Origin of the sequence: Nocardioides jensenii JCM 1364 = NBRC 14755, assembly GCF_001552535.1 — a bacterium.
GTDB classification, from domain to species: domain Bacteria; phylum Actinomycetota; class Actinomycetes; order Propionibacteriales; family Nocardioidaceae; genus Nocardioides; species Nocardioides jensenii.
Window position 1 is genome coordinate 1 of the sequence record NZ_BCRJ01000072.1, and the last position, 24083, is coordinate 24083.

The following is a 24083-nucleotide window of genomic DNA, read 5'->3' on the forward strand; positions in this document are numbered from 1 at the left end:
GGGGCGAGGAGCACGGTCTGGCTGTTGTTGCCGGGGTTCTCGTCCTCGGTGCCCTCGTCGGGTGTCACCGTGAACGTGAGGTGGGTGTCGGCCAGCACCTTCATCGCGGTCAGGTCGAACGTCGCCGCGTTCGCGTCCTCGATGCGGCAGGTGAGGACTCCCAGCGCGAGCCGGCTGCAACGCCGCTCCAACAGGTCGAGTACGACGACCGGGTTGTCACTGGTGATCTTCAGCGTGGACGGTCCGTGACTGACCGTCGTGGTGACCTTCCAGATCGTCGACATGGCCACGCGTGTGGGGGTGACCGAAACGGTGAGGTCTGCGACCGGCGGCGGGTCGACGGGCGGCGTGGTGGGCGGTTCGGTGGGTTCTGGTGCCGGCTTCGTCGGCTCGGGCTGTGGCTTGGGCGGGCCGCTCGGCTCGGGAGCGGGGCTCGTGCTGGGCGGGGCAGTGGTGGGGACCGGTGGAGTCGTCGAGGGGACCGGGTCGGTCGGTGGGGTCGTGGGTGCCGTCGTGGGCGCCGGCGGAGTGACCACGGGCGGAGCAACCGTGCGTTGCTTCGGTGGGGCGCTGCGACGGGGAGCGGGCGAGGAGGGTGCCGGGGCGTCCGTGGTGGCCGGTGCGGCGATGTTCGGCGGCCTATCGGCCGGATCCGTGGCCGGCCCGCCCTGGTTGACCGCGACCGCGATGGAGACACCGGCAACGGCGGCGACCGCGGCCACCCCGCTCACCGCGGCGACCTGGGTGTTGGCCGCGACGAAGTCCTTGGTCCGGTCGAGGAACAGCAGCAGGAAGCCCTTGGCCGCCAGCGAGCCGGCGCCGGCGAGGTAGGCCGCGCCGGCGGTGGTGCCGAGGAGGAGTGGCGCGAGCAGTGCCCCGAGGTTGGAGTTGACCTCGGTCAGCTCGAGGTAGATCGCCATGCAGCCGCGACACTCGTCGAGATGCTTCTCGATCTTGGTGGCGTCGCGCTTGGACACACCCTGCCGGACATAGGCACCGAGGTGGTCGTGGGTCCAGCGGCACTCCGGGGCGTCGAGCTCTTCGGCGTGCGAGTTCAAGAACGCCTGGCGCAGTCCCTCGCGGGCACGGTAGGCGAGTGCCGAGACGGAGTTGGGGCTCATCCCGAGCAGCGCCGCGACGTCGGCCGGCTTCTGACCCTCGACCTCGGTGTGCCACAGCACCAGCTGCCAACGCTCCGGCAGAGACGCGAAGGCCTTCGCCGCAGCGGCGTTCTCGAAGCCCTCGACGGCGGTGTCGCGGAACGGCACCCCCGGGTCGAACGCCTCGAGGTCGTCGGTCGTGTGCAGTCGTGACCCGGCGCGAATCCGGTCGACGTGCAGTCGTCGTACGGCAGTGAGCAGGTAGGCCCGGAAGGCGACGTCGGGACCGCCTCCACCCTGGAGCACCTTGAGCACCTTGGTGAACGCGTCGGAGACGAGGTCGTCGGCGTCGCCGTGACTGGTCAGTTGGCGGGCCAGACGGCGGGCCGCCCCCACGTGACGCTCGAACAGGTGCCCGTAGGCGGACACGTCACCACCCCGGACGGCCGAGATCAGCTCGGCGTCGCCCAGCTCCTCGAGTTCGGAAAGTGTGGTGCTCACAGTGTTCCAACGATCCAGTCGGCGATTGATGACGCCATTCAGCCTAGTGCCATGTGCGCCCGGTGCCATGTGCGCGGAAAAATGGGCCGGCGGAGAAAGTTCTGGGAAAAGTTCCCGCAATTCGCGTCATGGAGCGATCTCCGGCCCGTTTCCCAGTCAGAGAACGTCGAGCATGACGAACCGAGGGGAGCTGGGCCGTGGGTTTCTTCGACACCTTGGTGCGACGAAGCAGCACGGCCGGTCCCGAGGCGAAGGGTCCACTGGACGACGGCGTGCGGCTGGGGTTGCCGCCGCAGTTCGAAGCAGTGGGGGAGGCCCTTGCCTCGGGATCAGGCTCCGCCCAGGCCTGCGAGGTGGCGGGGCGCATGCTGGCCCGCGACGGGGCGTCGCTCGACGAGGCGCTCGACCGACTGGGTCGCACCAGCATTGCCGTCACCGGCGAAGAACCGTGCTTCGACGATGTTCGCGCGTTGTCGATGGCGTGGAGCGAGTCGACCCTCGCCTATCTGCACCAACTGTCGTGCGAGGACCCGCTCACGGGTCTGGCCAGTCTGGCGCACATCCGCAGCCGCTTGTCCGAGCTGTACAGGGGACAGCTCGGACGGGGGGCGGCGGGCCTCGACGAGACACACGCACTCGTCGTGATGCAGCTGCCGGAGGGCGGATCGGGCTCCGATGCCGACCAGTTCACCGGGGCGATGAGGCTCTCCCGCCTCGGGGAGACCGCGCGGACTGTGTTCAACGGCACCGAGACGATCGGCCGCTCCGGCACCAACCGGGTCGTGGTGATCGTCGAACGGGACGCGCGGCTGGGCCGACGGGTGGCACTGGTGCGCACGTTGCTGGGGACCGCCGACCACCCGACCCGGATCTGGATCGAAGGGCTGCCGTCCACCGATGATGCGGCGGCGTCGCTGCTCGACGAGCTCTGCCGCACCTGAGGCTCGCACGCCGTCCTGTTGACGAGCGGCGAGCGGGCTCCCGCGGGTGTCTAGGCTGGTCCCCATGTGCGGTCGATATGCCTCCTCCAGAAAGCCCGAAGACCTCATCGAGGAGTTCGAGGTCGAGGAGTCGCTGGTGCCCGAGCCGCTGGAGGCCGACTACAACGTCGCGCCCACCAAAGAGGTGTACGCCGTCCTCGAGCGCCCCGCCAAGCAGGAGCGGCCCCAGCAGCGCCAGCTCCGGGTGCTCACCTGGGGGCTGATCCCCTCGTGGGCCAAGGAGCCGTCGATCGGCAACCGGATGATCAACGCCCGCATGGAGACCGTCGCCGAGAAGCCGGCGTACCGTCGTGCCTTCGCCGCGCGCCGCTGCCTGCTCCCCGCCGACGGCTACTTCGAGTGGTACCCCACGGAGCAGATGACGAAGGCGGGCAAGCCGAAGAAGCAGCCCTTCTTCATCCGCCCGCAGGACGGCGGGGTCCTGGCCATGGCGGGCCTCTACGAGATCTGGCGGGACCCGACCAAGGCGGACGACGACCCGTCCCCGTTCCGCTGGACCTGCACGGTGATCACCACCGACGCCGAGGACTCTCTGGGCCGCATCCACGACCGCATGCCCCTGATGGTGCCCGCCGACCGCTGGACCGACTGGCTCGACCCGACCAGCCGCTCGACCGACGACCTGCTCACCCTGCTCGAGCCTGCGGCGCCCGGTCGGCTCGAGGCCTACCCGGTCTCGACCCTGGTCGGCAACGTCGCCAACAACGGACCCGAGCTGATCACGCCACTGCCCGTCGAGGGCCAGTCCACCGAGGAGGGCCACTGATGGTCAACGTCGAGAAGATCCTGACCACGCCGTACGGCGACGCACGGCTGGTGTCCTCGCGCTCTCGCCATCCGGTCGCCACACTGCTGCTCAGCCATGGTGCCGGAGCCGGCATCGACACTCCCGACCTCGAGGCCCTCGCGAAGTCCCTGCCGGGCCAGGGCATCACCGTCCATCGGCTCGAGCAGCCGTGGAAGGTGGCAGGCAAGAAGGTGGCCACCGCCCCGTCCACCCTCGACGTGGCCCTTCGGGTCGCCGCCGACCACCTGCGGCTGCGAACCCCGTTGGTGCTGGGTGGGCGTTCGGCCGGGGCGCGCTCGGCGGCCCGCTCGGCCCGCGACCTCGGTGCCTCCGCGGTCCTGGCACTGTCGTTCCCGCTGCACCCGCCGGGGCGCCCCGAGAAGACCCGCGTCCACGAGCTGCAGGGCACCGGCGTTCCCACGCTGGTGATCCAGGGCGCCCGGGACCCGATGGGCAGACCGGAGGAGTTCCCGAGCGGCACCAACGTGCTCGAGGTGCCGTACGCCGACCACTCGTTGCGGGTGCCGAAGTCGGCGCCGTTGAGCGACAAGGAGGTCACCGCGATGATCGTCGAGGCCACGCTGGAGTGGATCGTGCGCGAGGTCTCCGGCCGCTGAACGACCCGGCCCGGGAATGATCGGACGGTGGGGGCTGTTGAGAAGAACGTGCTCGCCGAACTCGACCGTCCCACCTCCCCGCTAGTCTGGGAGGCGATGACTGAATCCCTGACAACGGATGTCGACATGACCGAGGTCGACATTGCGAACGAGACCGACGTCGAACGCTCGATGCGCTTCGAACGCGACGCCATGCCCTTCCTCGACCAGCTCTACTCGGCCGCGATGCGGATGACCCGCAACCCGGCCGACGCCGAAGACCTGGTCCAGGAGACCTTCGCGAAGGCGTTCTCCGCCTTCCACCAGTACAAACCGGGCACCAATCTCAAGGCGTGGCTCTACCGCATCCTGACGAACACGTTCATCAACACCTATCGCAAGAAGCAGCGCCAGCCGCAGCAGTCGATGGCCGAGGACGTCGAGGACTGGCAGCTCGCCAGGGCCGAGTCGCACTCCTCGACCGGTCTGAAGTCGGCGGAGATGGAAGCCCTCGAACACCTCCCCGACTCGCAGGTCAAGGACGCTCTCCAGCGTCTGCCCGAGGAGTTCCGCCTGGCGGTCTACCTCGCCGATGTCGAGGGGTTCCCCTACAAGGAGATCGCCGAGATCATGGAAACTCCGATCGGCACCGTCATGTCGAGGCTGCACCGCGGCCGTCGTCAGCTGCGCGACATGCTCTCGGGCTACGTCCGCGACAACTACCTGATCAAGTCCGCCCCGGAAGGTGACGAGTGATGGCCGGGCAGAACAACGCAGAGGACTGCTCAGACTTCCTCGAACGCATCGTCTACCTCATCGACAACGAGCTCGACGAAGCCGACTGCTCCGTCGTACGCCAGCACCTCGACGAGTGCGGCCCCTGCCTGGAGAAGTACGACCTCGAGCGCACCGTCAAGGCGGTCGTGGCCCGTTCGTGCTCGGAGTCCGCGCCGAAGGGTCTGCGCGACCGGGTGCTGGTGCAGCTGCGCCAGGTTCAGGTGCGCATCACCGAGGAGTAGCCGCAGGTTGCCGGCCCGATTCGCGGGCCGGGCGGTTTTCCTGCGACAATGGCCGCCGCAGATCTCCAGGAGGAAACCATGGGCAAGACCGGACGCAAGCGCCGCTCGCGCAAGAAGAAGGGCGCGAACCACGGCAAGCGCCCCAACGCCTGACTCGTCAGGCCTGCTGAACCCCCGAGCCGATTCAGATCGGCGAGGGGGTTCTGTGTTCCCACGAGTCGTTGGTTCTCGTGCGCCGACTCGTGGGTTCTTGTGTCGCGAGTTGTTGATTCTGGTACGTCGAGTCGTGGGTTCTCGACCGGCACGCGAGAATCGGTCCATGCCGAACTCTGACCTCACCGCGACTCTCTCCTTCACCATCACCGAGGACGACACCGCCCTCGCGGTCGGCTCCGGCTCGCTGCCGGTGCTCGGCACACCGCGGCTGTTGGCGTGGTGCGAGGCGGTCACCTGCGCCGCGATCGAGCCCACGCTGACCGAGGGCAGGACCTCGGTCGGCACCCGGGTCTCGCTCGAGCACCTGGCGGCCAGCAAGGTCGGAGCGCAGGTCGAGGTGGCCGCGTCCTCCTCGTACGTCGACGGACGCCTGGTGCGTTTCACGGTCTCCGCACGCGAGGGCGGCAAGCTGGTCGGCAACGGTGAGGTGACCCGGGTCGTGGTCGACACGGAGAAGTTCCTCTCCCGCCTCTGAGATTGCTCGAGGCAGCACGGAACCCCGACGCCCTCCCACCGCGTCTGTCAGATTGAGGACACGACGAGAACGGGACGGTGACGTGGGCGCTCAGGAGGAGTTCTCCGAGTACGTCGGTTCACGCTGGCCGCGACTCGTGCGTTCGGCGGTGCTGCTCGGCTGCCCAGCACACGAGGCCGAGGACGTCGTACAGACAGCACTGACGCGGTGCCTGGTGCACTGGTCGAAGGTTCGACGAGCCGACGACCGCGACGCCTACGTGCACCGGGTGCTGGTCAACACGTTCACCTCGGCGAGGCGGCGCCGGTGGACCGGCGAGCGCCCTGTCGAAGACCTGCCGGAACTCGGTGGCGCCGACGAGACGGTTGCCGTCGACGTGGCCGACGCCGTGCAACGCAGCCTGGATCGCCTGAGCCAGGACCAGCGGATCGCGGTCGTGCTGCGCTACTACGCCCACCTCGACGAGCAGCAGATGGCGACCGTGCTCGGCGTGGCGCCGGGCACCGTGAAGAGCCGGCTGTCCCGGGCGTTGAAGGTCCTGGCCGACGACCCCGACCTGAGTGAACTGCGAGGCACCTCATGAGCGAACACGACCTTCCCGACCTGCTCGACCGGGTCGCTGACCGGGTGGCACCGGGGCCGCCCCCGCTGGACGCGATGCTGGCAGGTGCGCGACACACGCGACGCCGGCGTACGACGACTGTGCTCGCCGCGGCGGCGGTGATGGCCGTCGTGGTCGGAGGCAGTGCGCTGGTGTTCAACGGCGTGGGGGAGGGTGCCAGGCCCACGCCCGGAACTGGCGCGCCGACTCCCGCCTCGATCGTCCCTGACGGCTACCGGCTGGTCGGTGCCGGCACGGCCGCGATCGCGGTGCCGGAGGAGTGGGGCACCAACCGCACGCAGTGCGGCGTACCGAAGCGCAACACGGTCGTTGTCGACCAGATCAGCATCCCGGCGTGCGGCACGACGCGGCCTCAGGACGTCCAGAGCGTCGAGATCACCGAAGGGAAACCACGGTTCGACTTCGCTCCCGACGAGACCACCGAGGTCGACGGCGAGACCGCCCAGCTGCAGACGACGCGTTGTGAGAACCAGTCCTTGGGAGGCGATGACACCCCGCGGCTGCTGTGCTCGAGGACCACGCGCTTCCCGGACCTGGGTGTCTCGTTCCGGGCAGAGTCGTCGAGCCAGCCCGAAGCTCTCGCGCGCGAGCAGGTCGAGGAGATGCTTGCGCACGTGAGGGTGCTCGACGACAAGGTCGCCGTTCCCGGCCACGAGGCGATCAGCACCACCGTGTCAGAGGGCGCCGGCCCGCTGTACGTCGAGCGACTGCGTGAAGCAGGCCTGGCGGCAGTGGTCGTCACCGAACGGCGCCCACGCATCCAGTTCGGACACATCCTCCACATCAACCCCGCGCCGGGCACGATCCTGGATCCGGGGGACGTCGTCACCGTGACCTACGTCAGGTGAAGCGCAGGCCGAACGCGATCAGCTCCACGCCCGGCATCGGCGACCAGTCGCGCTCCGGCAGTCGGGTGAACCCGAGGCGCGCGTAGAGGCGGTGGGCGTTGGCCATCTCCGCCAGCGACGAGAGCACCATCGCCCGGTCGCCGGCGGCCCGGGAGAGGTCGACACAGTGGCGGGCGAGCGCCTCGCCGACTCCGCGGCCCCGCGCTTCGGGGGCGACCGACAGCATGCGGAACTCGCCCTCGTCGGGCTCGCTGATCTCGCGCCAGACAGACCCGGCGGGGCACCAGGTGACGCTGCCGAGCAGGGTTCGGTCGTCCTCGGCGACCCACAGCTCGGCCTCCGCATGGCGGGCGGCGGCGTCACGGAGTCGCGCGACGTAGGGATCCTCAGGCCCCAGCGTGAAGTCGGCGTACGCCGTCACGGTGATCTCGCCGATCGTCGGCAGGTCGGCCGGCGTGGCCCGGCGGAGCAGCATCAGATGCCGAAGGTGTTGCGCGGGTAGGCCGCGTTCACGTCGGTGATCACGTTGACCAGGTAGGGCACGCCCGAGGCGAAGGCCCGGTCGATCGCGGTCCCGATCTGACGCGGGTCGCTGACCGTCTCCCCGGCGCCGCCGAGGGCCTTGACCACCTCGTCGTACGGCGTCCGCGGGGCAAGGTCGGCCGCGACGTCGTAGCCGTAGAGCATCTGCATCGGGCCCTTCTCGAGACCCCAGGCAGAGTTGTTGCCGCAGATCATCACGACCGGCAGGTTCTGGCGGACGAGTGAGTCGACGTCCATCAGCGAGAACCCGGCCGCGCCATCGCCCAGGAGCAGCACGACTTGCGAGGAGGGCCGAGCGATCCGGGCCGCCATCGCGGAACCGAGACCGGCGCCGAGACAGCCGTAGGGGCCGGGATCCAGCCAGCACCCGGCCTGTCTCGGCTCGACGAACTTGCCCGCGAAGCTGACGAAGTCTCCGCCGTCACCGATCACCACGGCGTCGTCGGCCAGCCGGGGGACCAGCTCTCCGTAGATGCGGGCCGGGTGGATCGGGTCGGCCTCCGCGGTGAGCAGGGCGCTGTCGCGTTCCACCGCTGCGGCCACGCCCTGCTGGAGGGTGGAGACCCACGACGACCAGTCCGGCTTGCGGACGACTTGGTCGACCGCGTTGGCCAGGGCTTCGAAGACCAGGGTCAGGTCGCCGGCAGCCGATCCGGCCAGCGCGGCGTGCCCGGAGACCTGCGCCCGGGAGTCGGCGATGTGCACCACGTCGGCGACCGGAGCGCCGTCCTTGCCCCCGAAGACTCCGTAGCCCAGGCGGAAGTCGAGGGGCGTCCCGACCACCACGACCAGGTCACTGGTGCCGAGCGCCTGACCGCGAGCCTTGGTGGCCAGCAGCGGGTGACCGCCCGGCACCACGCCACGGCCCATGCCGTTCGTGATCGTGGGTATGCCGATGGCCTCGACGAACTCGCGGGCCGCGACCTCGGCGCCGTCGGCCCAGACGTCGGTGCCGAGGACCAGCACCGGGCGCTGGGCGCGGCCCAGCAGTTCTGCGATGGCGCTGATCGCCTCCGGGTCCGGGGCCACGGGCTCGGGAAGGGTGGCGTCGGTGAAGTCGGAGGTCGCGGAGTTGAAGAACTCGTCCATCGGGACGTCGACGAAGGTCGGACCTCGGTGGGGGGATCGCGCCACCGCAAAGGCGTCATCGATGCCCGCGGCGATGTCGGCCGCGGTGTGCAGGGTGCGGGCCTGCTTGGAGACCGGTGCGAGGATCGGCGGCTGGTCCAGCTCCTGCAGACTGCCGGTGCCCCACCGGTTCGCGGGGGCGCGACCGCCGACGACGACCATCGGGGACCCGGCGAACTGGGCCTGCGCGATCGCACTCACGCCGTTGGTGACTCCGGGTCCGGCGGTCAGCACCGCCAGCCCCGGAACCCGCGTCAGCTTGCCGGTGGCCTCGGCGGCGAACGCGGCGGTCTGCTCGTGGCGTACGTCGACGATGCGCATCGGCGGGTTCGCCTTCACGGCCCCGTCGTACATGGGAAACACGTGCGCCCCGGAGAGGGTGAACATGGTCTCGACCCCGTGGGCGCGGGCGACGTGGACGGCGAGCTCTCCGCCGTGCCCGGTCAGCGATCCGTTCTCGTCAGTCATACCCAGAGGTTAGCCATCACCCAGGTGTCGGGGGTTCGACTCGCGCAGGCCGTCGATCAGCACGAGCAGCAGGTCCGAGCGCACCTCGGGTGGATCGGGCGCGAACGCGAGCTTGAGGTAGAGCGCGCGCAGGAACGCCTGGGGATTGTGCGAGGACAGATGGGGACTGCCCTCGCTGGTGGCCGCCGCCGCGTTGACCAGCCGGCGCACCCACGGCCCCAACACGGTGAGCGGCACGAGGTTGCGTCGTAGGCAGGCGGCCGTGGCGTCGGCCATGCGATCGGGCTCACCGCACACCATCGGCTCGTCGGAGGGAAGCAGCAGCCGGTCGGCGATCAGGTCCAGCAACACGGTCAGCTCGTTGACCCCGAAGTGCGGCGACCTCGCGAGGACGCCGATGGCGTCGGCTCCGTGAGCGATCGCGTGGGCCCAGCCCTTGCCTTCGACGAAGCCGCGGTGGTCCTGCTCGCGGACGTACCAGCTGGCCACGCGATCGCCCCACTGAAAGACCTTCGTGGCGGGCAGGCCAACGGCGGTTCCGCGCTCCAGGCAGGCGGCCAGGACCCGGGTCGAGAAGCTCCGACGGAACACCGTGTCGGTGCCGGACTCACCGATGCCGACGTCGAGGCCCGCGGCCATCCCGTCGCCGAGCCCGACCAACAGGTCGTCGTACACGCCGCGGTCGATCCAGGTGGTCAGCACCTCGACGGCGATCTGGTCGCGTTCGACGGGGTCGGTGCTGCCCAGCATCTCGGTCAGCTCGGCGGTGAGGTCGGCCAGGGGACGATCGGTGGGAACCTCGAGATCGTTGGTGAGCACGTGGTCCCAGATCGTTGATGCCATGCGGCCAGTCTGCCAGCCGAGCGGGCGCCACGGCCGGGCGGGAGACCTGCCCGGGCAGCCACCGGCGGAGGTGCGTCGACGAACTTCCGGTGATGCGCACTAGTCTGGCGCGGTGCCCACTCTCGACGAACTGGCCAAGGCGCACACGGACCTCGATTCCGACGACCTGGCCTGGCTGCAGCGGTTGATGGCCGACTGGCAGATCATCGCCGACCTGTCCTTCGCGGACCTGGTGCTGTGGCTGCCCGACCACGAGGGCAAGGGTTTCTGGGCCGGGGGGCAGATGCGGCCGACGACCGGGCCGACCGCACTGCTCGACGACGTGATGGGCACCTTCGTCCCGGTGAACCGGCGCCCCATGCTGGACCAGGCGCTGGCCCAGGGCCGCGTGATCCGTGAGGGAGACCCCGAGTGGCGCGATGACGTGCCGGTGCGGGTGGAGACGATCCCGGTGCGCCGTGGGGAGCACGTGATCGCGGTGGTCGCGCGCAACACCAACCTGCTGGGCGTGCGTACGCCGAGCCGTCTCGAGCTGTCCTACCTGCAGACCGCGGCGGACCTGACCCAGATGATCAGCAAGGGCCTGTTCCCGTCGGCGGGCGAGCGCAGCGACCATGCCGACACCGCTCGGGTGGGCGACGGCTTCATCCGGGTCGGGCAGACCGGCATCGTCACCTATGCCTCGCCCAATGCGCTCAGTGTCTATCGGCGACTCGGGCACACCGGTGACCTGGCCGGTCACCTGCTCACCGACCTGACGCGTGAGCTGGTCCCACCGCGCAAGCGGCTCGACGAGGAGACCCTCAGCTCAGTGCTCGGTGGCCATCTCCACAAGGACGCGGAGATCACCGGTGACGGAGTCGCCGTGATCGCGCGCAGCATCCCGCTGCGCCCGCAAGGTGAGCACATCGGTGCGCTGATCCTGCTGCGCGACGTCACGGAGCTGCGTCGCCGTGACCGTGAGCTGGTCACCAAGGACGCGACGATCCGCGAGATCCACCACCGGGTGAAGAACAACCTGCAGACGGTGGCCGCCCTGCTCCGGCTCCAGGCCCGGCGCATGGACACCCCCGACGCGAAGGCCGCGCTCGAGGAGGCGGTACGCCGGGTCGGCACGATCGCCATCGTGCACGAGACCCTCAGCCAGGCCGTTGAGGAGCACGTCGACTTCGACGAGATCGCCGACCGGCTGGGGCGCATGGTCACCGACGTCAGCGCCGTGGGGGAGACCGTCCACGTGGTGCGCACCGGAAGGTTCGGAGTGCTCACCTCGGAGATGGCCACCGCACTGGCGATGGTCGTGACCGAGCTGCTGCAGAACGCGGTCGAGCACGCCTACGTCACGGGTGACACCGGGCGGATCACCCTCGACGCGCAACGGCTGGTGGGCCGGTTGCACGTGACGGTCGAGGACGACGGTCGCGGGCTGCCCGCGGGCTTCGACCTCGACGGGGCGGTCAACCTCGGCTTGTCGATCGTGCGCACCCTGGTGGAGTCAGAGATGGCCGGCGTCCTCGAGATGGGATCCGCGCACGCGCCGCTGGAGCACGGAACGCGGGTCCAGATCGACGTGCCTGTCGACTGAGGTTTGCTCTCGGGTCAGCAGGTCCCGACACGACGGTCGGCTGGTTCGACCACCATCAGCGGATCCGCCGGGGCGGCTCCGCTAGGCAGTGCGGACGCGGGCGCGGGCGTTGCGGCGCTTGAGGGCGCGACGCTCGTCCTCACCGAGTCCACCCCAGACGCCGTGGTCCTGCCCCGCCTCGAGGGCCCACGCGAGACATTGTTCGCGCACCTCGCAGCGTCGGCACACCTGCTTGGCTTCCTCGATCTGGAGGATGGCCGGACCGGTGTTGCCGATCGGGAAGAACAACTCCGGGTCCTCGTCGAGGCACGCGGAGCGATGGCGCCAATCCATGGCGGGGGACTCCCTCTTCATCTAGCGTCGTCAACGGCCTGTGGGTCGTTGCGTAAAAGTTCTTGTGCGCGCAGGGCCATGCAGACCCTGTTCAGGGCGCACGGAACAGATTCGCAAGAACTGGACCCCGTGACAACCCCTTACCGGCGTCGCTTTCGTCACAAGTATGGTTTTTCCTCGTGAGCAGCCCTACTGAGCGAGTGATTCCGCCGCCGACAACGGTCGCGGCCAGCCTGACCGCGCTCGAAGGGCTGGCCCTGATCGCGTTCGCCGTCCTCGAGCTCTTCAACGTCTCGACCGGTCGGCTGACCATGGGGCTCAGCACGTCGTTGTTCTTCGCGGCGTACGGCGGCGTGCTGGTCTGGGCTGCCTGGTCGTTGTGGCGGGGAGCCTCGTGGGCCCGGGGCGCGATCGTCTTCTCCCAGCTGATGGCACTCGGTCTCGCCTGGAGCTTCCGAGGTGGCGAGACCACGGGCGTGGCCATCGCCCTGACGGTCGTGGCGCTGCTGGTGCTGGCAGGCACCCTGCACCCGGCCAGCCTCGACTACCTCTCCGACGAGCCGGGCGAGGCCGCCGACCAGGGGCCGGGCGACGCCCCGGAGGAGCCCTGAACGGTCAGTGCGGGTCCGCCAACGCATCGCGCAGGTGATCCAAGGTCTTGGTCAGCAGGCGCGACACGTGCATCTGACTCACACCGACCTCTGCCGCGATCTGGGACTGCGTCATGTTCTTGAAGAACCGCAGCATCAGGATGTTCTTCTCGCGCGGTGGCAGCTGCTCGAGCAACGGCTTGAGTGACTCGCGCAGCTCGACGTGCTCGAGGCCCTCGTCGTCGACGCCCATGGTGTCGAGCATGCTCAGCGCGCCGTCCTCGCTGCTGTCGCTGCCGGCGTCCAGGGAGAGCGTCGAGTAGGCGTTGCTCGACTCGATCCCCTCGATGACCTCTTCGACGGAGCAGTCGATCGCCTGGGCGATCTCGGAGGGTGTGGGGGAGCGACCCAACGACTGGTTCAGCTCGGCGGTGGCGGCGCTGATCTGCATGCGGAGTTCCTGGAGGCGCCGAGGCACCCGGATCGCCCAGCCCTTGTCGCGGAAGTGGCGCTTGATCTCGCCGATGATGGTGGGTGTCGCGTACGTCGAGAACTCGACCCCGCGCTCGGTGTCGAACCGATCGACGGCCTTGATCAGACCGATCGTGCCCACCTGGACGAGGTCCTCGAACGGTTCGCCACGGTTGCGGAACCGACGGGCGCAGTGCTCGACGAGGGGGAGGTGCAGGCGCACCAGGTCATCGCGAGCCATCGACCGCGAAGCCTCGGTCAGGCCCTCGTCGGCGACGCGGTCGAACAGTGCGGCGCTGGCCGCCTTGATCTCGGTCAGTTGCATGCGTGGAGGCGATCCCCCGATCTCGGCGCTCATGTCAGGCGTCGACTGTCGAGTTCATCGTCATGGTCACGGCGAGTGTGCCGTCGCCGGAGATCAGCTCGGCGTGCGTGGTGAGGGCGCTGAGCACCTGCCACGCGAACCCGTCCTCCTCGGGGAGCTCGGTCGTGGCGCTCGGCACCGTGACGGTGATCGTGACCTCACCGGTCTTCATGAAGAACGCGCAGGTCAGGTCGGACCCCTCGGTCGCGGAGGGGAGCACCATCGCGCAGGCCTCGCCGACCGCCATCCGGAGGTCCTCGATGTCGTCGATGGTGAAGTCGAGCCGAGCGGCCAGACTGACGGTCGTGGCGCGCAGCACGGACACGTAGGCGCTGTCTACGGGAAGTCGGAGCTCGACGTCGGGTCGCATGCGGACAACATATCGTCTGCCCCGCCCGCACGCGCGGATCCCGGCTGGACGTCGTGGCCAGCCGGCCCTCGGGTGACCGATGAGCAGTCCCTCGTCGCCATGGTCGGCCGGGACGCTGCGTTCATCTCATCAGCCAGTTCGTCGTACGGGGCGACGCACGCTCGAACCGTGGCTCCCGGGTCTGAACTGCCTGTTCACGTGAACGCGGAGCTCGGATGTGATGTCTCAGGACATCGAGGACGACGCACCTACGGAAACGTAGGTCCGTCGTCCTTCTCCGGTGTTGGTCCGAGCTTGCGGACCGTGCGACAGGTAAGTCCCTGCGGTGGGACCGATCGCCCCGCCTGGGATGTGCGGTGCCTGTCCCACTTACCTGTCGCACGGTCCGGAACCTCGATGTCCTGGCAGGGCGAACACGGACCCAGGACTCGTCAAGCCCGCCCGTGGTGGCGAAATCAGGGAAGGGTGCCGCGCTGGCGCGCGACACCCTTCCTTGGGACGGCGAAGGCCTGGTGGCTCGACCCCGTCGAGACGTCAGGCCTTCTTGGTCTCCCAGAAGATCTCGGCGATCTCGTCGATCTTGGCGAGCAGCTGGTCGGCCACCTCGGCGTCCATGGAGCCCTTGGTGCCGGTCGCGCCGGCGAGCTTGGTCGCCTCGTTGACCAGGGTGTGCAGCTGCGGGTACTTCTCGAAGTGCGGGGGCTTGAAGTAGTCGGTCCACAGCACCCACAGGTGGTGCTTGACCAGCTCGCTGCGCTGCTCCTTGATCAGAACGGCGCGGGTCCGGAAGTCGGGGTCGTCGTTGTCGGCGAGCTTGCCGATGACGGCCTTGATCGACTCGGCCTCGATGCGGGCCTGGGCGGGGTCATAGACGCCGCAGGGCAGGTCGCAGTGGGCGTGGACCTCAACGGTGGGGGCGAACAGTCGCTCAAGCATGCTTGGCGTCCTCTCCTTCGACAGGGAACGTGGTCGGTATGACTCACTGCGACACTACTCCGCATGAGGAGTCGTCGTCAGCCGGGTGTCCGCAGTCGCCTCGTCGCCCGCGGAGCACGCGGTCGCATCGGCATCGCCGTCGTCCGTGGCCGGTCGATGGAACCCGGCCTGCGGGACGGCGACCGTCTGCTGGTGCGGTACGACGCCCGCGTGCGATCCGGCGACGTGGTGGTGGCCCGCTTCGTCGACGGCACGCTTGCCGTCAAGCGCGCGCACGAGAGGCGATCCACACGCACCGGCGCCCCGGGGTGGTGGTTGCTCAGCGACAACGCCGAGCAGGGAGTCGACTCCCGACACCGCGGGGTCGTCCCGGAAGAGGCCGTGCTCGCGGTCGTGCGCTGCCGGGTGTGGCCCCCGGTTCGATGGTGATGCGCGTCTCAATTCCGAGATCCCGACGGAACGAGCATTCTTCGCACGCACGCGTTGTGACAAGATGACGAGCAGGGAGACCCCCTGGTCCGACAAGTTCCGCGAACCACCTCTGACGCGTCGAGCTGGGCCCGCCCACACCGCACTCTCTCACGAAAGTCCGTCATGCCTTCCTCTGCGAACGACAACACGGAGCACCCGTTCGCGGGCGACCCCGTCTTCGACCTGCACGTCGGCGGGAAGATGGAGATCCGCTCCCAGGTCGAGCTGGCCGGGGCCGAGGAGCTGTCGCTCGCCTACACGCCCGGTGTGGCCCGTGTCTGTGAGGCGATCGCCGAGAACCCCGAGCTGACCCGCCACTTCACCTGGGTGCCGAACACGGTGGCCGTGGTCACCGACGGCACCGCGGTCCTGGGGCTGGGAGACATCGGCCCGGCTGCCGCGATGCCCGTCATGGAGGGCAAGGCGGTGCTGTTCAAGCAGTTCGGCAACGTCGACGCCATTCCGATCTGCCTGGCCACCACCGACGTCGACGAGATCGTCGAGACCGTGGTCCGGATGGCGCCCTCGTTCGGCGGCATCAATCTCGAGGACATCTCGGCTCCGCGCTGCTTCGAGATCGAGCAGCGACTCAAGGACCGCCTCGACATCCCTGTCTTCCACGACGACCAGCACGGCACCGCCGTCGTCGCACTGGCCGCACTGAAGAACGCGCTCAAGCTCACCGGGCGCCTGGCCGAGACAACGCGCGTCGTGATCTCCGGTGCCGGCGCCGCAGGCGTCGCGGTCACCCGCATCATGCTCGAGGCCGGCATCAAGGACATCGCAGTCATCGACCGTCGGGGCGTGCTCAACTCCGAGCGCTCCGACCTCACCCAGGTCAAGCAGGACCTCGCCCGCGACACCGCCGACAACTTCGGCCGCAAGGGCAGCCTGGCCGACGTGATGGAGGGCGCAGACGTCTACATCGGTGTCTCCGGCGGCAACGTGCCCGAGGAGATCGTGGCGAAGATGGCGCCCGACGCGATCATCTTCGGCCTGGCGAACCCCACGCCCGAGGTGCACCCCGACGTCGCCCACCGGCATGCGCGCGTGGTGGCCACCGGCCGGTCGGACTACCCCAACCAGATCAACAACGTGCTGGCCTTCCCCGGCATCTTCCGGGGCGCGTTCGACGTGCATGCCCGGGCGATCACTGAGGGCATGAAGCTGGCCGCTGCCGAGGCGCTGGCCGATCTCGTCGGCGACGACCTCACCGAGGACTGCATCATCCCCTCGCCGTTCGACCCCCGGGTCGGCCCGGCCGTCGCCACAGCGGTCGCCGAGGCGGCCCGCCGCGACGGCGTCGCCCGGCTCACCAGCGACTGACCGGCAACCGACCACCCGGCCGGCAGGACTTCGCAGGTCGGTAGGCTCGCATCATGTTTGCGGTCTATGCAGAGAAGTTCTCGTCGGACGATCCGCTGAGCGGCCTGGTGGTGGGGGAGCGCCCCGACCCGACAGCCCCTGAGGGGTGGACCACGGTCACCGTCAAGGCTGCCTCGCTCAACCACCACGACCTGTGGTCGCTGCGTGGGGTGGGCCTGCGCGAGGAGTCCCTGCCGATGATCCTCGGCTGCGACGCGGCCGGGCTCGACGAGGACGGCAACGAGGTGCTCGTCCACGCGGTCGTCAGCGACCCCGACTGGACCGGGGACGAGACCTTCGACCCCAAGCGGTCGCTGCTCTCCGAGCGCCACCAGGGCACGTTCGCCGACAAGGTGATCGTGCCGAGTCGCAACGTGATCGCCAAGCCCGCCTCGATGTCGTTCGCCGAGGCAGCCTGTCTGCCGACCGCCTGGCTCACGGCGTACCGCATGCTCTTCAGCCAGGGCGGCCTCAAGGCCGGTGACAGCGTCCTGGTGCAGGGCGCCGGTGGCGGGGTGGCCACCGCGCTGATCACCCTGGCCCGCGCCGGTGGCCTCAAGGTGTTGGCCACCAGTCGCGACGAGGTCAAGCGGGCCCGTGCGCTCGAGATCGGCGCCCACGAGGTCTTCGAGTCCAACGCCCGACTTCCGATGAAGGTCGACGCGGTCATGGAGACCGTCGGCCGCGCCACCTGGTCGCACTCGATCCGGTCACTGCGTCCCGGCGGCAAGATCGTGATCAGCGGCACGACGTCGGGCCCCCAGCTCGATGACGCCGAGCTGACCCGCATCTTCTTCCTGCAGCTGAGCGTGATCGGCTCGACGATGGGCACCCGCGGCGAGCTGGCAGCGCTGACCCAGATGCTCGATGCCACCGGAACCCGCCCCCTGATCGACCGCGAGATCCCGATGACCGAGGCCCGCGAAGGGTTCGCCGCGATGGCCCAAGGAGACGTCTTCGGCAAGATCGTCCTCACCCGATGACGGTGCGGCGCCGACACCTGATCACCGGCGCCGGCTCCGGCATCGGAGCCGCAGTGGCGTCAGCGCTCGCCGAACGCGGCGACGACCTGTGGCTCCTCGCTCGCACGGCGGAGCGGGCCGGCGACCTGGCCCGCGACTTCCCACGGGCGCACGTCATGGTGGCCGATCTGGCCGATCCCGAGACCCTCGCATCCGCGTTGGTCGAGCTGCCCGACTCCCTGGACTCGGTGCTGCACATCGCCGGAGTCGTCGAGCTCGGACCCGTGGCCGGGCTCGACCTCGCCGACGTGCGCGCGCAGCTCGACGTGAACCTGGTGGCCCCGATGCTGCTGACCAAGGCATGCCTCCCAGCGTTGCGTGCTGCGCGTGGACTGACGCTCGTCGTGAACTCCTCCGCGGGCCTCACGGCGAACGCACACTGGTCGGCGTACGCCGCGTCGAAGTTCGGGGTGCGTGCCTTCGCCGATGCCCTGCGGTCCGAGGAGCAGGCGAACGGCGTCCGCGTGACCACCGTCTATCCCTCCCGCACGGCGACAGCGATGCAGGAGAAGGTGCACGAGCAGGAAGGTGCGCCCTACGACGCCGACCGCTGGATCGACCCACGCACGGCGGCCCGGACGATCCTCCACGTGCTGGACCTGCCCGAGGACGCCACGATCCCCGAGGTGACGATTCGCCCGGCCCCACGACAGGGCTGAGCGCCGAGGCTCGACACACCACTTCTTCTCCGGCAGACGAAACGGCCGGCCACCTCCCTCGCGGGACGTGGCCGGCCGTTCGTCGTTGCTGGTCTCCGGCTCAGTCCTCCGGATCGTCGAGGCGGGCAAGCCAGGTGGCGAACCGCTCGACGGGGATCTCGAACTCGGGGAACGTGTCGGTGAACTCCTGGAGTCGGTCAGCGACCCACGCCAGGGTGACCTCCTCGTCACCCCGGCGCTTCTCCAGCTCTTCGATGCCGCGATCGGTGAAGTACATGCCGCTCAGCTCACTCGAACGCAGCGTCCATCAGGTTGCGCTGCTCTTCCTGGTGGCGCTTGGCGACACCGACGGAGGGCGCGGACGACGCCCGGCGCATGACGGGCTGCACGTCGAGGCCGAGGGCCTCCCACACGTTGAGCTTGTAGTGCGGCCACGGACCCATGTTGGCGGGCTCGTCCTGGACCCAGCGGATCGTCTTGAGGTTCGGGAACTTCTTCACCTCGGCGGCGATCTGCTCGTCGGGCGTCGGGTAGAGACGCTCGACCCGGGCGATCGCGAAGCGCTCGCCGTTCTCGCGCTTGCCGCGGTCGACCATGAGGTCCCAGGTGACCCGCCCCGAGCAGAGCAGCAACGTGTCGACCTTCGACGGGTCCGCCTGGTCGTCTCCGATGAGCGGCCTGAAGGAGCCCTCGGTGAAGTCAGCGGGCTGCGAGGCGGCTTCCTTGCGCTTGAGCATCGACTTCGGCGTGAAGACCACCAGCGGGCGGTGCTCCTCCCCGAGTGAGTGGCGACGCAGCAGGTGGAAGTACGACGCGGGCGTCGACGGCTGCGCGACGACCATGGCGTCCTCGGCGCACATCGTCAGGAACCGCTCGATGCGGGCCGAGGAGTGGTCGGGGCCCTGCCCCTCATAGCCGTGCGGCAGGAGGAGTACGACGCCCGACTGCTGGCGCCACTTGGCGGCACCAGCGCTGATGAACTCGTCGATGACGGTCTGGGCGCCGTTGACGAAGTCACCGAACTGGGCCTCCCACAGCACCAGGGCATCGGGGCGGGCCACGGAGTAGCCGTACTCGAAGCCGAGCGCGGCGTACTCGGAGAGCAGCGAGTCGTAGACGTGGAAGCGCGCCTGGTCCTCGGTGAGCGTGCTCAGCGGGGTCCACTCGTCGGCGTTGGTGCGGTCGATGATGGTCGCGAACCGCTGCACGAACGTGCCGCGTCGCGAGTCCTGGCCGGCCAGGCGGACCGGGCGGCCCTCCATGAGCAACGAGCCGAACGCGAGGATCTCGCCGGTGCCCCAGTCGATGGGGCCGTCGGTGATCGCGGTGGCCCGGCGCTGCAGCTGCGGCATCACCTTCGGGTGGACGGTGAAGCCCTCCGGCGGAGTGACGTAGGCGTCGGAGATGCGCTTGAGGACGTCGGGGCTGATCTTCGTGATCGCCTCGCCGGCCGGCTTCTCCGGATAGTCGGGGACCGTGGTCCATTCCTCGGGGGCGCTCTTGGCCTCGCGCACCTCGGTGAAGACCCGCTCCAGCTGCTGCTGGTAGTCGCGCAGCACCGTCTCGGCCTCCTCGATCGTGATGTCGCCACGACCGATGAGGGACTCGGTGTAGAGCTTGCGGATCGACCGCTTCTGCTCGATCAGGTCGTACATCAACGGCTGGGTGTAGGACGGGTCGTCGCCCTCGTTGTGACCGCGACGGCGGTAGCACACCAGGTCGATGACGACGTCCTTGCGGAACGCCTGGCGGTATTCGAACGCCAGGCGCGCGACGCGGATGCAGGCCTCGGGGTCGTCGCCGTTCACGTGGAAGATCGGTGCCTGCACCATGCGGGCGACGTCGGTGCAGTAGAGCGACGACCGCGAGGAGCCGGGGGAGGTGGTGAACCCGACCTGGTTGTTGACGACCAGGTGGATCGTGCCGCCGGTGCGGTAGCCGCGCAGCTGCGACAGGTTGAGCGTCTCGGCGACCACACCCTGGCCGGCGAACGCGGCGTCACCGTGGACCAGCAACGGCAGCACGGGGTATTCGGCACCCTTGTCGAGCACGTCCTGCTTGGCGCGGGCGATGCCCTCGAGAACCGGGTCGACGGCCTCGAGGTGCGACGGGTTCGCGGCCACCGACACCTTGATCTGGTCGCCCTTGCCCGAGGTGAACTCGCCCTCGGCGCCGAGGTGGTACTTCACGTCGCCCGAGCCCTGAACCGTGCGCGGGTCGATGTTGCCTTCGAACTCACGGAAGATCTGGGAGTACTTCTTGCCGACGATGTTGGCCAGCACGTTGAGTCGGCCGCGGTGGGCCATGCCGATGCAGACCTCATCGAGTGCGGACTCGGCCGCGGCCTCGCAGACCTCGTCGATCACCGGGACGGTGGTCTCGGCGCCCTCGAGGCTGAACCGCTTCTGCCCGACGAACTTCGTCTGCAGGAAGGTCTCGAACGCCTCGGCCTGGTTGAGCTTGAGCAGGATCCGGAGCTGTTCCTCGCGGGGCGTCTTGACGTGCGGCTGCTCGACGCGCTGCTGGATCCAGCGGCGCTGCTCGGGGTCCTGGATGTGCATGTACTCGATGCCGATGGTGCGGCAGTAGGAGTCACGCAGGATGCCCAGGATCTGGCGCAGCTTCATGAACCGGCGCCCCTCACCACCGAACGAACCGGTGGCGAACTCGCGGTCGAGGTCCCACAGGGTGAGCCCGTGCGACTCGATCTCGAGGTCGGGGTGGCTGCGCTGGCGGTATTCCAGCGGGTCGGTGTCGGCCATCATGTGGCCGCGCACGCGGTAGGCGTGGATCAGCTCGAGGATGCGGGCCTGCTTGCTGATCTCGTCGTCGTGGTTGGTGGCGATGTCATTGCCCCAACGGATCGGCTCGTAGGGGATGCGCAGCGACTGGAAGATCTCGTCGTAGAAGCCCTCGTCGCCGAGCAGCAGCTGGTGTATGCGTCGCAGGAACTCACCCGACTGGGCGCCCTGGATCACCCGGTGGTCGTAGGTCGAGGTGATGGTGAGGATGCGGCTCACCGCGTTGCGGGTCAGGATCTCTTCGGAGGCACCCTGGAACTCCGGCGGGTAGTCCATCGAGCCGACACCGATGATCGCGGCCTGCCCGGCCATCAGACGCGGCACGGAGTTGTTGGTGCCGAGGCCGCCGACATTGGTCAGGCTGACCGTGGTGCCCGAGTAGTCATCCATCGCCAGCTTGTTGTCGCGGGCCTTGCGGATGATCGCCTCGTACGCCGTCCAGAAGCCGGCGAAGTCCATGGACTCGGTGGCCTTGATCGACGGGGCGACCAGCTGGCGGGTGCCGTCGGGCTTCTGCTGGTCGATGGCCAGGCCGAGGTTGATGTGGGCAGGCGTGACCATGGTCGGCTTGCCGTTGGTCTCGGTGTAGGAGTTGTTCATCTCCGGCATCGACTTGATCGCCTTGACGATCGCGTAGCCGATGAGGTGGGTGAACGAGACCTTGCCGCCGCGGGCTCGCTTGAGGTGGTTGTTGATGACGACGCGGTTGTCCCACAACAGCTTCACCGGCACGTTGCGCACCGAGGTGGCGGTGGGCACCGCGAGGGAGATGTCCATGTTCTTCGCCGTGGCGGCGGCGATGCCGCGGAGCACGGTGTGCTTCGGCTCGTCGGTCGGCTCGCTGGGCTCGCTGGGCTTGGGGTCGCGCGGCTCCGGGTTGGCGGTGCCCTTGGCGGGCTCGACCGGCTTGGCGACAGGCCGCGGCTTGGCCACCGGGGTGGGCGTCGGGGAGGACGGGGTCGTGGCAGTCGTCTGCGCTGGGCTCTGTGCGGCCGGCTCGGCCTGCGCCGGGGCACTGGTCGACGCACTGTTCTGGGCCGCCGGACCGGCGCTCGTCCGAGCCGCCGGAGTGCTGGTCGCGGGCGCGGTCGTGGAGGCCGTGGCGACGCCGTTGGAGCCGCCCTTCTCCTTGAAATAGGCAGTCCATTCCGGACCCACGCTGGCGGGGTCCTTCTGGTACTGCTCGAACATCTCGTCAACGAGCCATTCATTGGCTCCGAAGTCGATCTGTGGGTTGTTCTGAGAAGACTCAGCCACGGCTTGGTTCGCCTCTTCCGGTGCGGCATTTGCGGGGTATCGATACAAGCGTCAAGGCTAGACCCACACGGCAACAAATGCAGAAGGAGGTGGCCCTTCTCGGGCAAGGTGTTGTGAGTAACACGATGCAGGAGGTGGACGACGCATGACGATCACCCGATCACGACGTACGACGGGGGCCGCGGTGGCCCTGGTCCTGGTGCTGTTCGCCGGGGCCTGCAGCGGCGATGACGATGACGGCGACGACCCCGGGGCGGGAGCCTCGAAGAGCAGTCAGACTGCTCCGCCGGACCAGGACGCGCAGCTCGTGGCGAGGCGCGGCAAGGTCACCGGCAAGGTGGCCCCGAAGCGGGCTCGGTCGGCGGTCGGCTCGGTCGGCCGCACGGTGGATCGCTGGTTCGAGGCGGCCTGGGTCGGTGGCCGGTTCCCGCGACGCAGCATGAAGGGCGCGTGGCCCGGGTTCACCCGGGACCTGATGCGCCGCGCCCGCACCGACAAGGTGCTGACCACCAACGCCCGCTTGGCGCCACGCATCGAGGGGGTGCACGTCGTACGCCGCGTGGTGAAGGTCGACCTGCTCGGTGCGGCCAGACGGCCCGTGGGCGCGACGGCCCGCTTCCGGCTCGTCTTCGACACCGAGGGAGACGTGACCCGGAGGGTGGTGGTCACCGGTCGCCTGACGATGAGCCCGGTCAAGGGCACCTGGCGGATCTTCGCCTACGACGTGGCGCGGCAGGCCCGCGCCGTCCCCACCCCGAGGAAGGACTCGTGATGCGACGCACCATCCGCAAGGTGGCGGTGGCCGCCTGTCTGTCCCTGACCCTGCTGCTGGTTCCCGACAGCGGCGTCAGTCCGACCGACGCGACCCTGGTCAAGGTGCAGCGCGCGCAGGCGGTCGACCTCTCGCCGGACGTCATCTGGATCCTGGCGCTCGGCTCCGACGCCCGACCCGGCCAGAACGTGCTGCGCAGCCGAGCCGACGCGATCCAGTTGGTCGGCATCAACACCGACACGGGCGCCGCCACCGCGATCGGGGTGCCGCGCGACTCCTGGGTCTCGATCCCGGGGCACGGATCGAACCGCATCAATGCCGCGCTCTACTTCGGTGGCCCCCAGCTGATGGCGGAGGCCGTCAAGGGCCTGACCGGGGTCGAGGCGGACTACGTGATGGTGGCCAGCTTCATGGGACTGCGCAACATGGTCACCGCGATCGGCGGCATCACCGTGAACTCGCGCCACGCCTTCAGCGATCCCTACCTGCGACCGCAGGGCTTCAAGGTCGGCAAGCAGCACCTCGGGGGCCTGGGGGCGCTGGCGTTCTCCCGGGTGCGCAAGTCGCTGCCCCGCGGCGACTTCGACCGCTCCGCGAACCAGCAGGAGACGCTGCAGGCGATCCATCGGCGGATCAACGAGCGTGAGGACCAGCCCGGGTTCCTGGACCTCGGCACCCTGGCGGTGATGAAGCACATGGACGCGCAGGTGCCGCCGAAGGACCTCTTCCGGATCGCCCGAGCCGTGGCGGCGGTGCGCCACGACCGGATCACGCACTGCGTGGTCAACGGCGCCATCGGCAACGTGGGGGGTGCCAGCGTGGTCCTGCCGTACGTCGACCAGGCCCGCCGCTACGGCAACGACGCGCGGAAGGACGCTGTGATCTCACACTGCTGAGCCGACTGCTCAGGCATGCGGAGATGCGTGAAGGGGCGGCTCCG

Annotated in this window: 27 protein-coding genes; 17 read left to right on the forward strand and 10 right to left on the reverse strand. The window is 69.1% G+C overall.

Translation table 11 applies throughout. The features are described 5' to 3' along the window. On the reverse strand, window positions 1-1601 hold a 1601-nt coding region (locus NJ4_RS15545), incomplete at its 3' end, for a sigma-70 family RNA polymerase sigma factor (RefSeq protein ID WP_169799274.1). A 197-nt stretch (window positions 1602-1798) separates the two neighbouring features. Here NJ4_RS15545 and NJ4_RS15550 point away from each other — a divergent pair. The 9 genes from NJ4_RS15550 to NJ4_RS15585 all read left to right on the forward strand — a co-directional run bounded on the left by NJ4_RS15550 (window position 1799) and on the right by NJ4_RS15585 (window position 7165). After that, on the forward strand, window positions 1799-2542 hold the full coding sequence (locus NJ4_RS15550) for a hypothetical protein (RefSeq protein WP_157551163.1): 744 nt from the start codon (window positions 1799-1801) through the stop codon (window positions 2540-2542). 64 nt (window positions 2543-2606) lie between these two features. Next, window positions 2607-3368: an SOS response-associated peptidase gene (locus NJ4_RS15555; RefSeq protein ID WP_067437105.1), complete on the forward strand. Its 762-nt coding sequence runs from the start codon at window positions 2607-2609 to the stop codon at window positions 3366-3368. Next, entirely contained in the window at window positions 3368-4006 is a 639-nt protein-coding gene (locus NJ4_RS15560) for an alpha/beta hydrolase family protein (protein WP_067437108.1), read from the forward strand. Before NJ4_RS15555 ends, NJ4_RS15560 begins: the two co-directional genes overlap by 1 nt. Before the next feature lie 96 nt (window positions 4007-4102). Then, window positions 4103-4741 carry a sigma-70 family RNA polymerase sigma factor gene (locus NJ4_RS15565; protein WP_067437313.1) on the forward strand — a complete coding sequence of 213 codons (639 nt, stop codon included), beginning with the start codon at window positions 4103-4105 and terminating at the stop codon, window positions 4739-4741. Further along, entirely contained in the window at window positions 4741-5004 is a 264-nt protein-coding gene (gene rsrA, locus NJ4_RS15570) for a mycothiol system anti-sigma-R factor (RefSeq protein WP_067437111.1), read from the forward strand. Before NJ4_RS15565 ends, rsrA begins: the two co-directional genes overlap by 1 nt. 78 nt (window positions 5005-5082) lie before the next feature. Beyond that, window positions 5083-5157: a 50S ribosomal protein bL37 gene (locus NJ4_RS27200; RefSeq protein WP_396378553.1), complete on the forward strand. Its 75-nt coding sequence runs from the start codon at window positions 5083-5085 to the stop codon at window positions 5155-5157. Between the two features lie 166 nt (window positions 5158-5323). Next, on the forward strand, window positions 5324-5695 hold the full coding sequence (locus tag NJ4_RS15575) for a thioesterase family protein (protein ID WP_067437113.1): 372 nt from the start codon (window positions 5324-5326) through the stop codon (window positions 5693-5695). Between the two features lie 82 nt (window positions 5696-5777). Next, on the forward strand, window positions 5778-6278 hold the full coding sequence (locus tag NJ4_RS15580; protein ID WP_067437116.1) for a SigE family RNA polymerase sigma factor: 501 nt from the start codon (window positions 5778-5780) through the stop codon (window positions 6276-6278). Further along, complete coding sequence (locus tag NJ4_RS15585) at window positions 6275-7165, forward strand: PASTA domain-containing protein (RefSeq protein ID WP_067437118.1); 891 nt, start codon at window positions 6275-6277, stop codon at window positions 7163-7165. The genes NJ4_RS15580 and NJ4_RS15585 overlap by 4 nt, the downstream gene beginning before the upstream one ends. Here the strand turns inward: NJ4_RS15585 and NJ4_RS15590 are convergent. From NJ4_RS15590 to NJ4_RS15600, 3 genes are read right to left on the reverse strand one after another with little or no spacing between them, the layout of a single operon-like run. Then, a complete protein-coding gene (locus tag NJ4_RS15590; RefSeq protein ID WP_067437121.1) occupies window positions 7158-7640 on the reverse strand; it encodes a GNAT family N-acetyltransferase in 483 nt (160 codons plus the stop codon). The two genes, NJ4_RS15585 and NJ4_RS15590, sit on opposite strands and share 8 nt — an antisense overlap. After that, the gene (locus NJ4_RS15595) at window positions 7640-9304 is read right to left on the reverse strand and encodes an acetolactate synthase (RefSeq protein ID WP_067437124.1); all 1665 of its coding nucleotides are present in this window, start codon (window positions 9302-9304) and stop codon (window positions 7640-7642) included. Before NJ4_RS15595 ends, NJ4_RS15590 begins: the two co-directional genes overlap by 1 nt. Window positions 9305-9313: 9 nt before the next feature. Beyond that, window positions 9314-10147: a DUF2785 domain-containing protein gene (locus NJ4_RS15600; protein ID WP_067437127.1), complete on the reverse strand. Its 834-nt coding sequence runs from the start codon at window positions 10145-10147 to the stop codon at window positions 9314-9316. Window positions 10148-10259: 112 nt separating this feature from the next. On the opposite strand from NJ4_RS15600, the gene NJ4_RS15605 reads away from it, so the two are divergent. Continuing rightward, the gene (locus tag NJ4_RS15605; RefSeq protein WP_067437130.1) at window positions 10260-11732 is read left to right on the forward strand and encodes a sensor histidine kinase; all 1473 of its coding nucleotides are present in this window, start codon (window positions 10260-10262) and stop codon (window positions 11730-11732) included. 81 nt (window positions 11733-11813) lie between these two features. Here NJ4_RS15605 and NJ4_RS15610 read toward each other — a convergent pair whose 3' ends face one another. Next, a complete protein-coding gene (locus NJ4_RS15610) occupies window positions 11814-12065 on the reverse strand; it encodes a WhiB family transcriptional regulator (RefSeq protein WP_056686333.1) in 252 nt (83 codons plus the stop codon). 179 nt (window positions 12066-12244) lie between these two features. Here NJ4_RS15610 and NJ4_RS15615 point away from each other — a divergent pair, with 179 nt between their 5' ends. Next, window positions 12245-12676 (forward strand): hypothetical protein, encoded by a 432-nt coding sequence (locus NJ4_RS15615; RefSeq protein ID WP_157551164.1) that lies wholly within the window; start codon window positions 12245-12247, stop codon window positions 12674-12676. Window positions 12677-12680: 4 nt separating this feature from the next. Here NJ4_RS15615 and NJ4_RS15620 read toward each other — a convergent pair whose 3' ends face one another. From NJ4_RS15620 to sodN, 3 genes are all read right to left on the reverse strand, one after another. Continuing rightward, window positions 12681-13451, reverse strand: a complete 771-nt coding sequence (locus NJ4_RS15620; RefSeq protein ID WP_245644591.1) for an RNA polymerase sigma factor SigF — start codon at window positions 13449-13451, stop codon at window positions 12681-12683. A 34-nt stretch (window positions 13452-13485) separates the two neighbouring features. Next, window positions 13486-13860 carry an ATP-binding protein gene (locus tag NJ4_RS15625; protein WP_067437140.1) on the reverse strand — a complete coding sequence of 125 codons (375 nt, stop codon included), beginning with the start codon at window positions 13858-13860 and terminating at the stop codon, window positions 13486-13488. 534 nt (window positions 13861-14394) lie between these two features. Next, window positions 14395-14796, reverse strand: a complete 402-nt coding sequence (sodN, locus tag NJ4_RS15630; RefSeq protein ID WP_067437143.1) for a superoxide dismutase, Ni — start codon at window positions 14794-14796, stop codon at window positions 14395-14397. Window positions 14797-14859: 63 nt separating this feature from the next. Here sodN and NJ4_RS15635 point away from each other — a divergent pair, with 63 nt between their 5' ends. From NJ4_RS15635 to NJ4_RS15650, 4 genes are all read left to right on the forward strand, one after another. Continuing rightward, window positions 14860-15225: a S24/S26 family peptidase gene (locus tag NJ4_RS15635; RefSeq protein ID WP_067437146.1), complete on the forward strand. Its 366-nt coding sequence runs from the start codon at window positions 14860-14862 to the stop codon at window positions 15223-15225. Window positions 15226-15390: 165 nt separating this feature from the next. Beyond that, complete coding sequence (locus NJ4_RS15640) at window positions 15391-16593, forward strand: NAD(P)-dependent malic enzyme (protein ID WP_067437153.1); 1203 nt, start codon at window positions 15391-15393, stop codon at window positions 16591-16593. Window positions 16594-16646: 53 nt separating this feature from the next. Then, the gene (locus tag NJ4_RS15645) at window positions 16647-17615 is read left to right on the forward strand and encodes a zinc-binding dehydrogenase (protein WP_067437156.1); all 969 of its coding nucleotides are present in this window, start codon (window positions 16647-16649) and stop codon (window positions 17613-17615) included. After that, the gene (locus tag NJ4_RS15650; protein WP_067437159.1) at window positions 17612-18313 is read left to right on the forward strand and encodes an SDR family oxidoreductase; all 702 of its coding nucleotides are present in this window, start codon (window positions 17612-17614) and stop codon (window positions 18311-18313) included. Before NJ4_RS15645 ends, NJ4_RS15650 begins: the two co-directional genes overlap by 4 nt. Window positions 18314-18413: 100 nt before the next feature. Here NJ4_RS15650 and NJ4_RS26000 read toward each other — a convergent pair whose 3' ends face one another. Then, entirely contained in the window at window positions 18414-18590 is a 177-nt protein-coding gene (locus tag NJ4_RS26000) for a DUF6104 family protein (RefSeq protein WP_169799275.1), read from the reverse strand. A 10-nt stretch (window positions 18591-18600) separates the two neighbouring features. Further along, window positions 18601-22371 (reverse strand): multifunctional oxoglutarate decarboxylase/oxoglutarate dehydrogenase thiamine pyrophosphate-binding subunit/dihydrolipoyllysine-residue succinyltransferase subunit, encoded by a 3771-nt coding sequence (locus tag NJ4_RS15655; RefSeq protein WP_174524612.1) that lies wholly within the window; start codon window positions 22369-22371, stop codon window positions 18601-18603. A gap of 145 nt (window positions 22372-22516) precedes the next feature. Here NJ4_RS15655 and NJ4_RS15660 point away from each other — a divergent pair, with 145 nt between their 5' ends. Together NJ4_RS15660 and NJ4_RS15665 are read left to right on the forward strand one after the other, a co-directional pair. After that, window positions 22517-23143, forward strand: a complete 627-nt coding sequence (locus NJ4_RS15660; protein WP_067437164.1) for a hypothetical protein — start codon at window positions 22517-22519, stop codon at window positions 23141-23143. Next, on the forward strand, window positions 23143-24039 hold the full coding sequence (locus NJ4_RS15665; protein WP_067437167.1) for an LCP family protein: 897 nt from the start codon (window positions 23143-23145) through the stop codon (window positions 24037-24039). Before NJ4_RS15660 ends, NJ4_RS15665 begins: the two co-directional genes overlap by 1 nt. Window positions 24040-24083 lie beyond the last annotated feature (44 nt).

Bases quoted from the DNA above. Each gene is read 5' to 3' on its own strand.
- NJ4_RS15555 (WP_067437105.1), top strand. From the start codon at position 2,607: ATGTGCGGTCGATATGCCTCCTCCAGAAAGCCCGAAGACCTCATCGAG.
- rsrA (WP_067437111.1), top strand. From the start codon at position 4,741: ATGGCCGGGCAGAACAACGCAGAGGACTGCTCAGACTTCCTCGAACGC.
- NJ4_RS15620 (WP_245644591.1), bottom strand. From the start codon at position 13,451: ATGCAACTGACCGAGATCAAGGCGGCCAGCGCCGCACTGTTCGACCGC.
- NJ4_RS15665 (WP_067437167.1), top strand. From the start codon at position 23,143: ATGCGACGCACCATCCGCAAGGTGGCGGTGGCCGCCTGTCTGTCCCTG.
- NJ4_RS15565 (WP_067437313.1), top strand. From the start codon at position 4,103: ATGACTGAATCCCTGACAACGGATGTCGACATGACCGAGGTCGACATT.
- NJ4_RS15610 (WP_056686333.1), bottom strand. From the start codon at position 12,065: ATGGATTGGCGCCATCGCTCCGCGTGCCTCGACGAGGACCCGGAGTTG.
- NJ4_RS15560 (WP_067437108.1), top strand. From the start codon at position 3,368: ATGGTCAACGTCGAGAAGATCCTGACCACGCCGTACGGCGACGCACGG.
- sodN (WP_067437143.1), bottom strand. From the start codon at position 14,796: ATGCTTGAGCGACTGTTCGCCCCCACCGTTGAGGTCCACGCCCACTGC.
- NJ4_RS15645 (WP_067437156.1), top strand. From the start codon at position 16,647: ATGTTTGCGGTCTATGCAGAGAAGTTCTCGTCGGACGATCCGCTGAGC.
- NJ4_RS15640 (WP_067437153.1), top strand. From the start codon at position 15,391: ATGCCTTCCTCTGCGAACGACAACACGGAGCACCCGTTCGCGGGCGAC.
- NJ4_RS15660 (WP_067437164.1), top strand. From the start codon at position 22,517: ATGACGATCACCCGATCACGACGTACGACGGGGGCCGCGGTGGCCCTG.
- NJ4_RS15600 (WP_067437127.1), bottom strand. From the start codon at position 10,147: ATGGCATCAACGATCTGGGACCACGTGCTCACCAACGATCTCGAGGTT.
- NJ4_RS15590 (WP_067437121.1), bottom strand. From the start codon at position 7,640: ATGCTGCTCCGCCGGGCCACGCCGGCCGACCTGCCGACGATCGGCGAG.
- NJ4_RS15585 (WP_067437118.1), top strand. From the start codon at position 6,275: ATGAGCGAACACGACCTTCCCGACCTGCTCGACCGGGTCGCTGACCGG.
- NJ4_RS15625 (WP_067437140.1), bottom strand. From the start codon at position 13,860: ATGCGACCCGACGTCGAGCTCCGACTTCCCGTAGACAGCGCCTACGTG.
- NJ4_RS15635 (WP_067437146.1), top strand. From the start codon at position 14,860: ATGAGGAGTCGTCGTCAGCCGGGTGTCCGCAGTCGCCTCGTCGCCCGC.
- NJ4_RS15595 (WP_067437124.1), bottom strand. From the start codon at position 9,304: ATGACTGACGAGAACGGATCGCTGACCGGGCACGGCGGAGAGCTCGCC.
- NJ4_RS15650 (WP_067437159.1), top strand. From the start codon at position 17,612: ATGACGGTGCGGCGCCGACACCTGATCACCGGCGCCGGCTCCGGCATC.
- NJ4_RS26000 (WP_169799275.1), bottom strand. From the start codon at position 18,590: ATGTACTTCACCGATCGCGGCATCGAAGAGCTGGAGAAGCGCCGGGGT.
- NJ4_RS15575 (WP_067437113.1), top strand. From the start codon at position 5,324: ATGCCGAACTCTGACCTCACCGCGACTCTCTCCTTCACCATCACCGAG.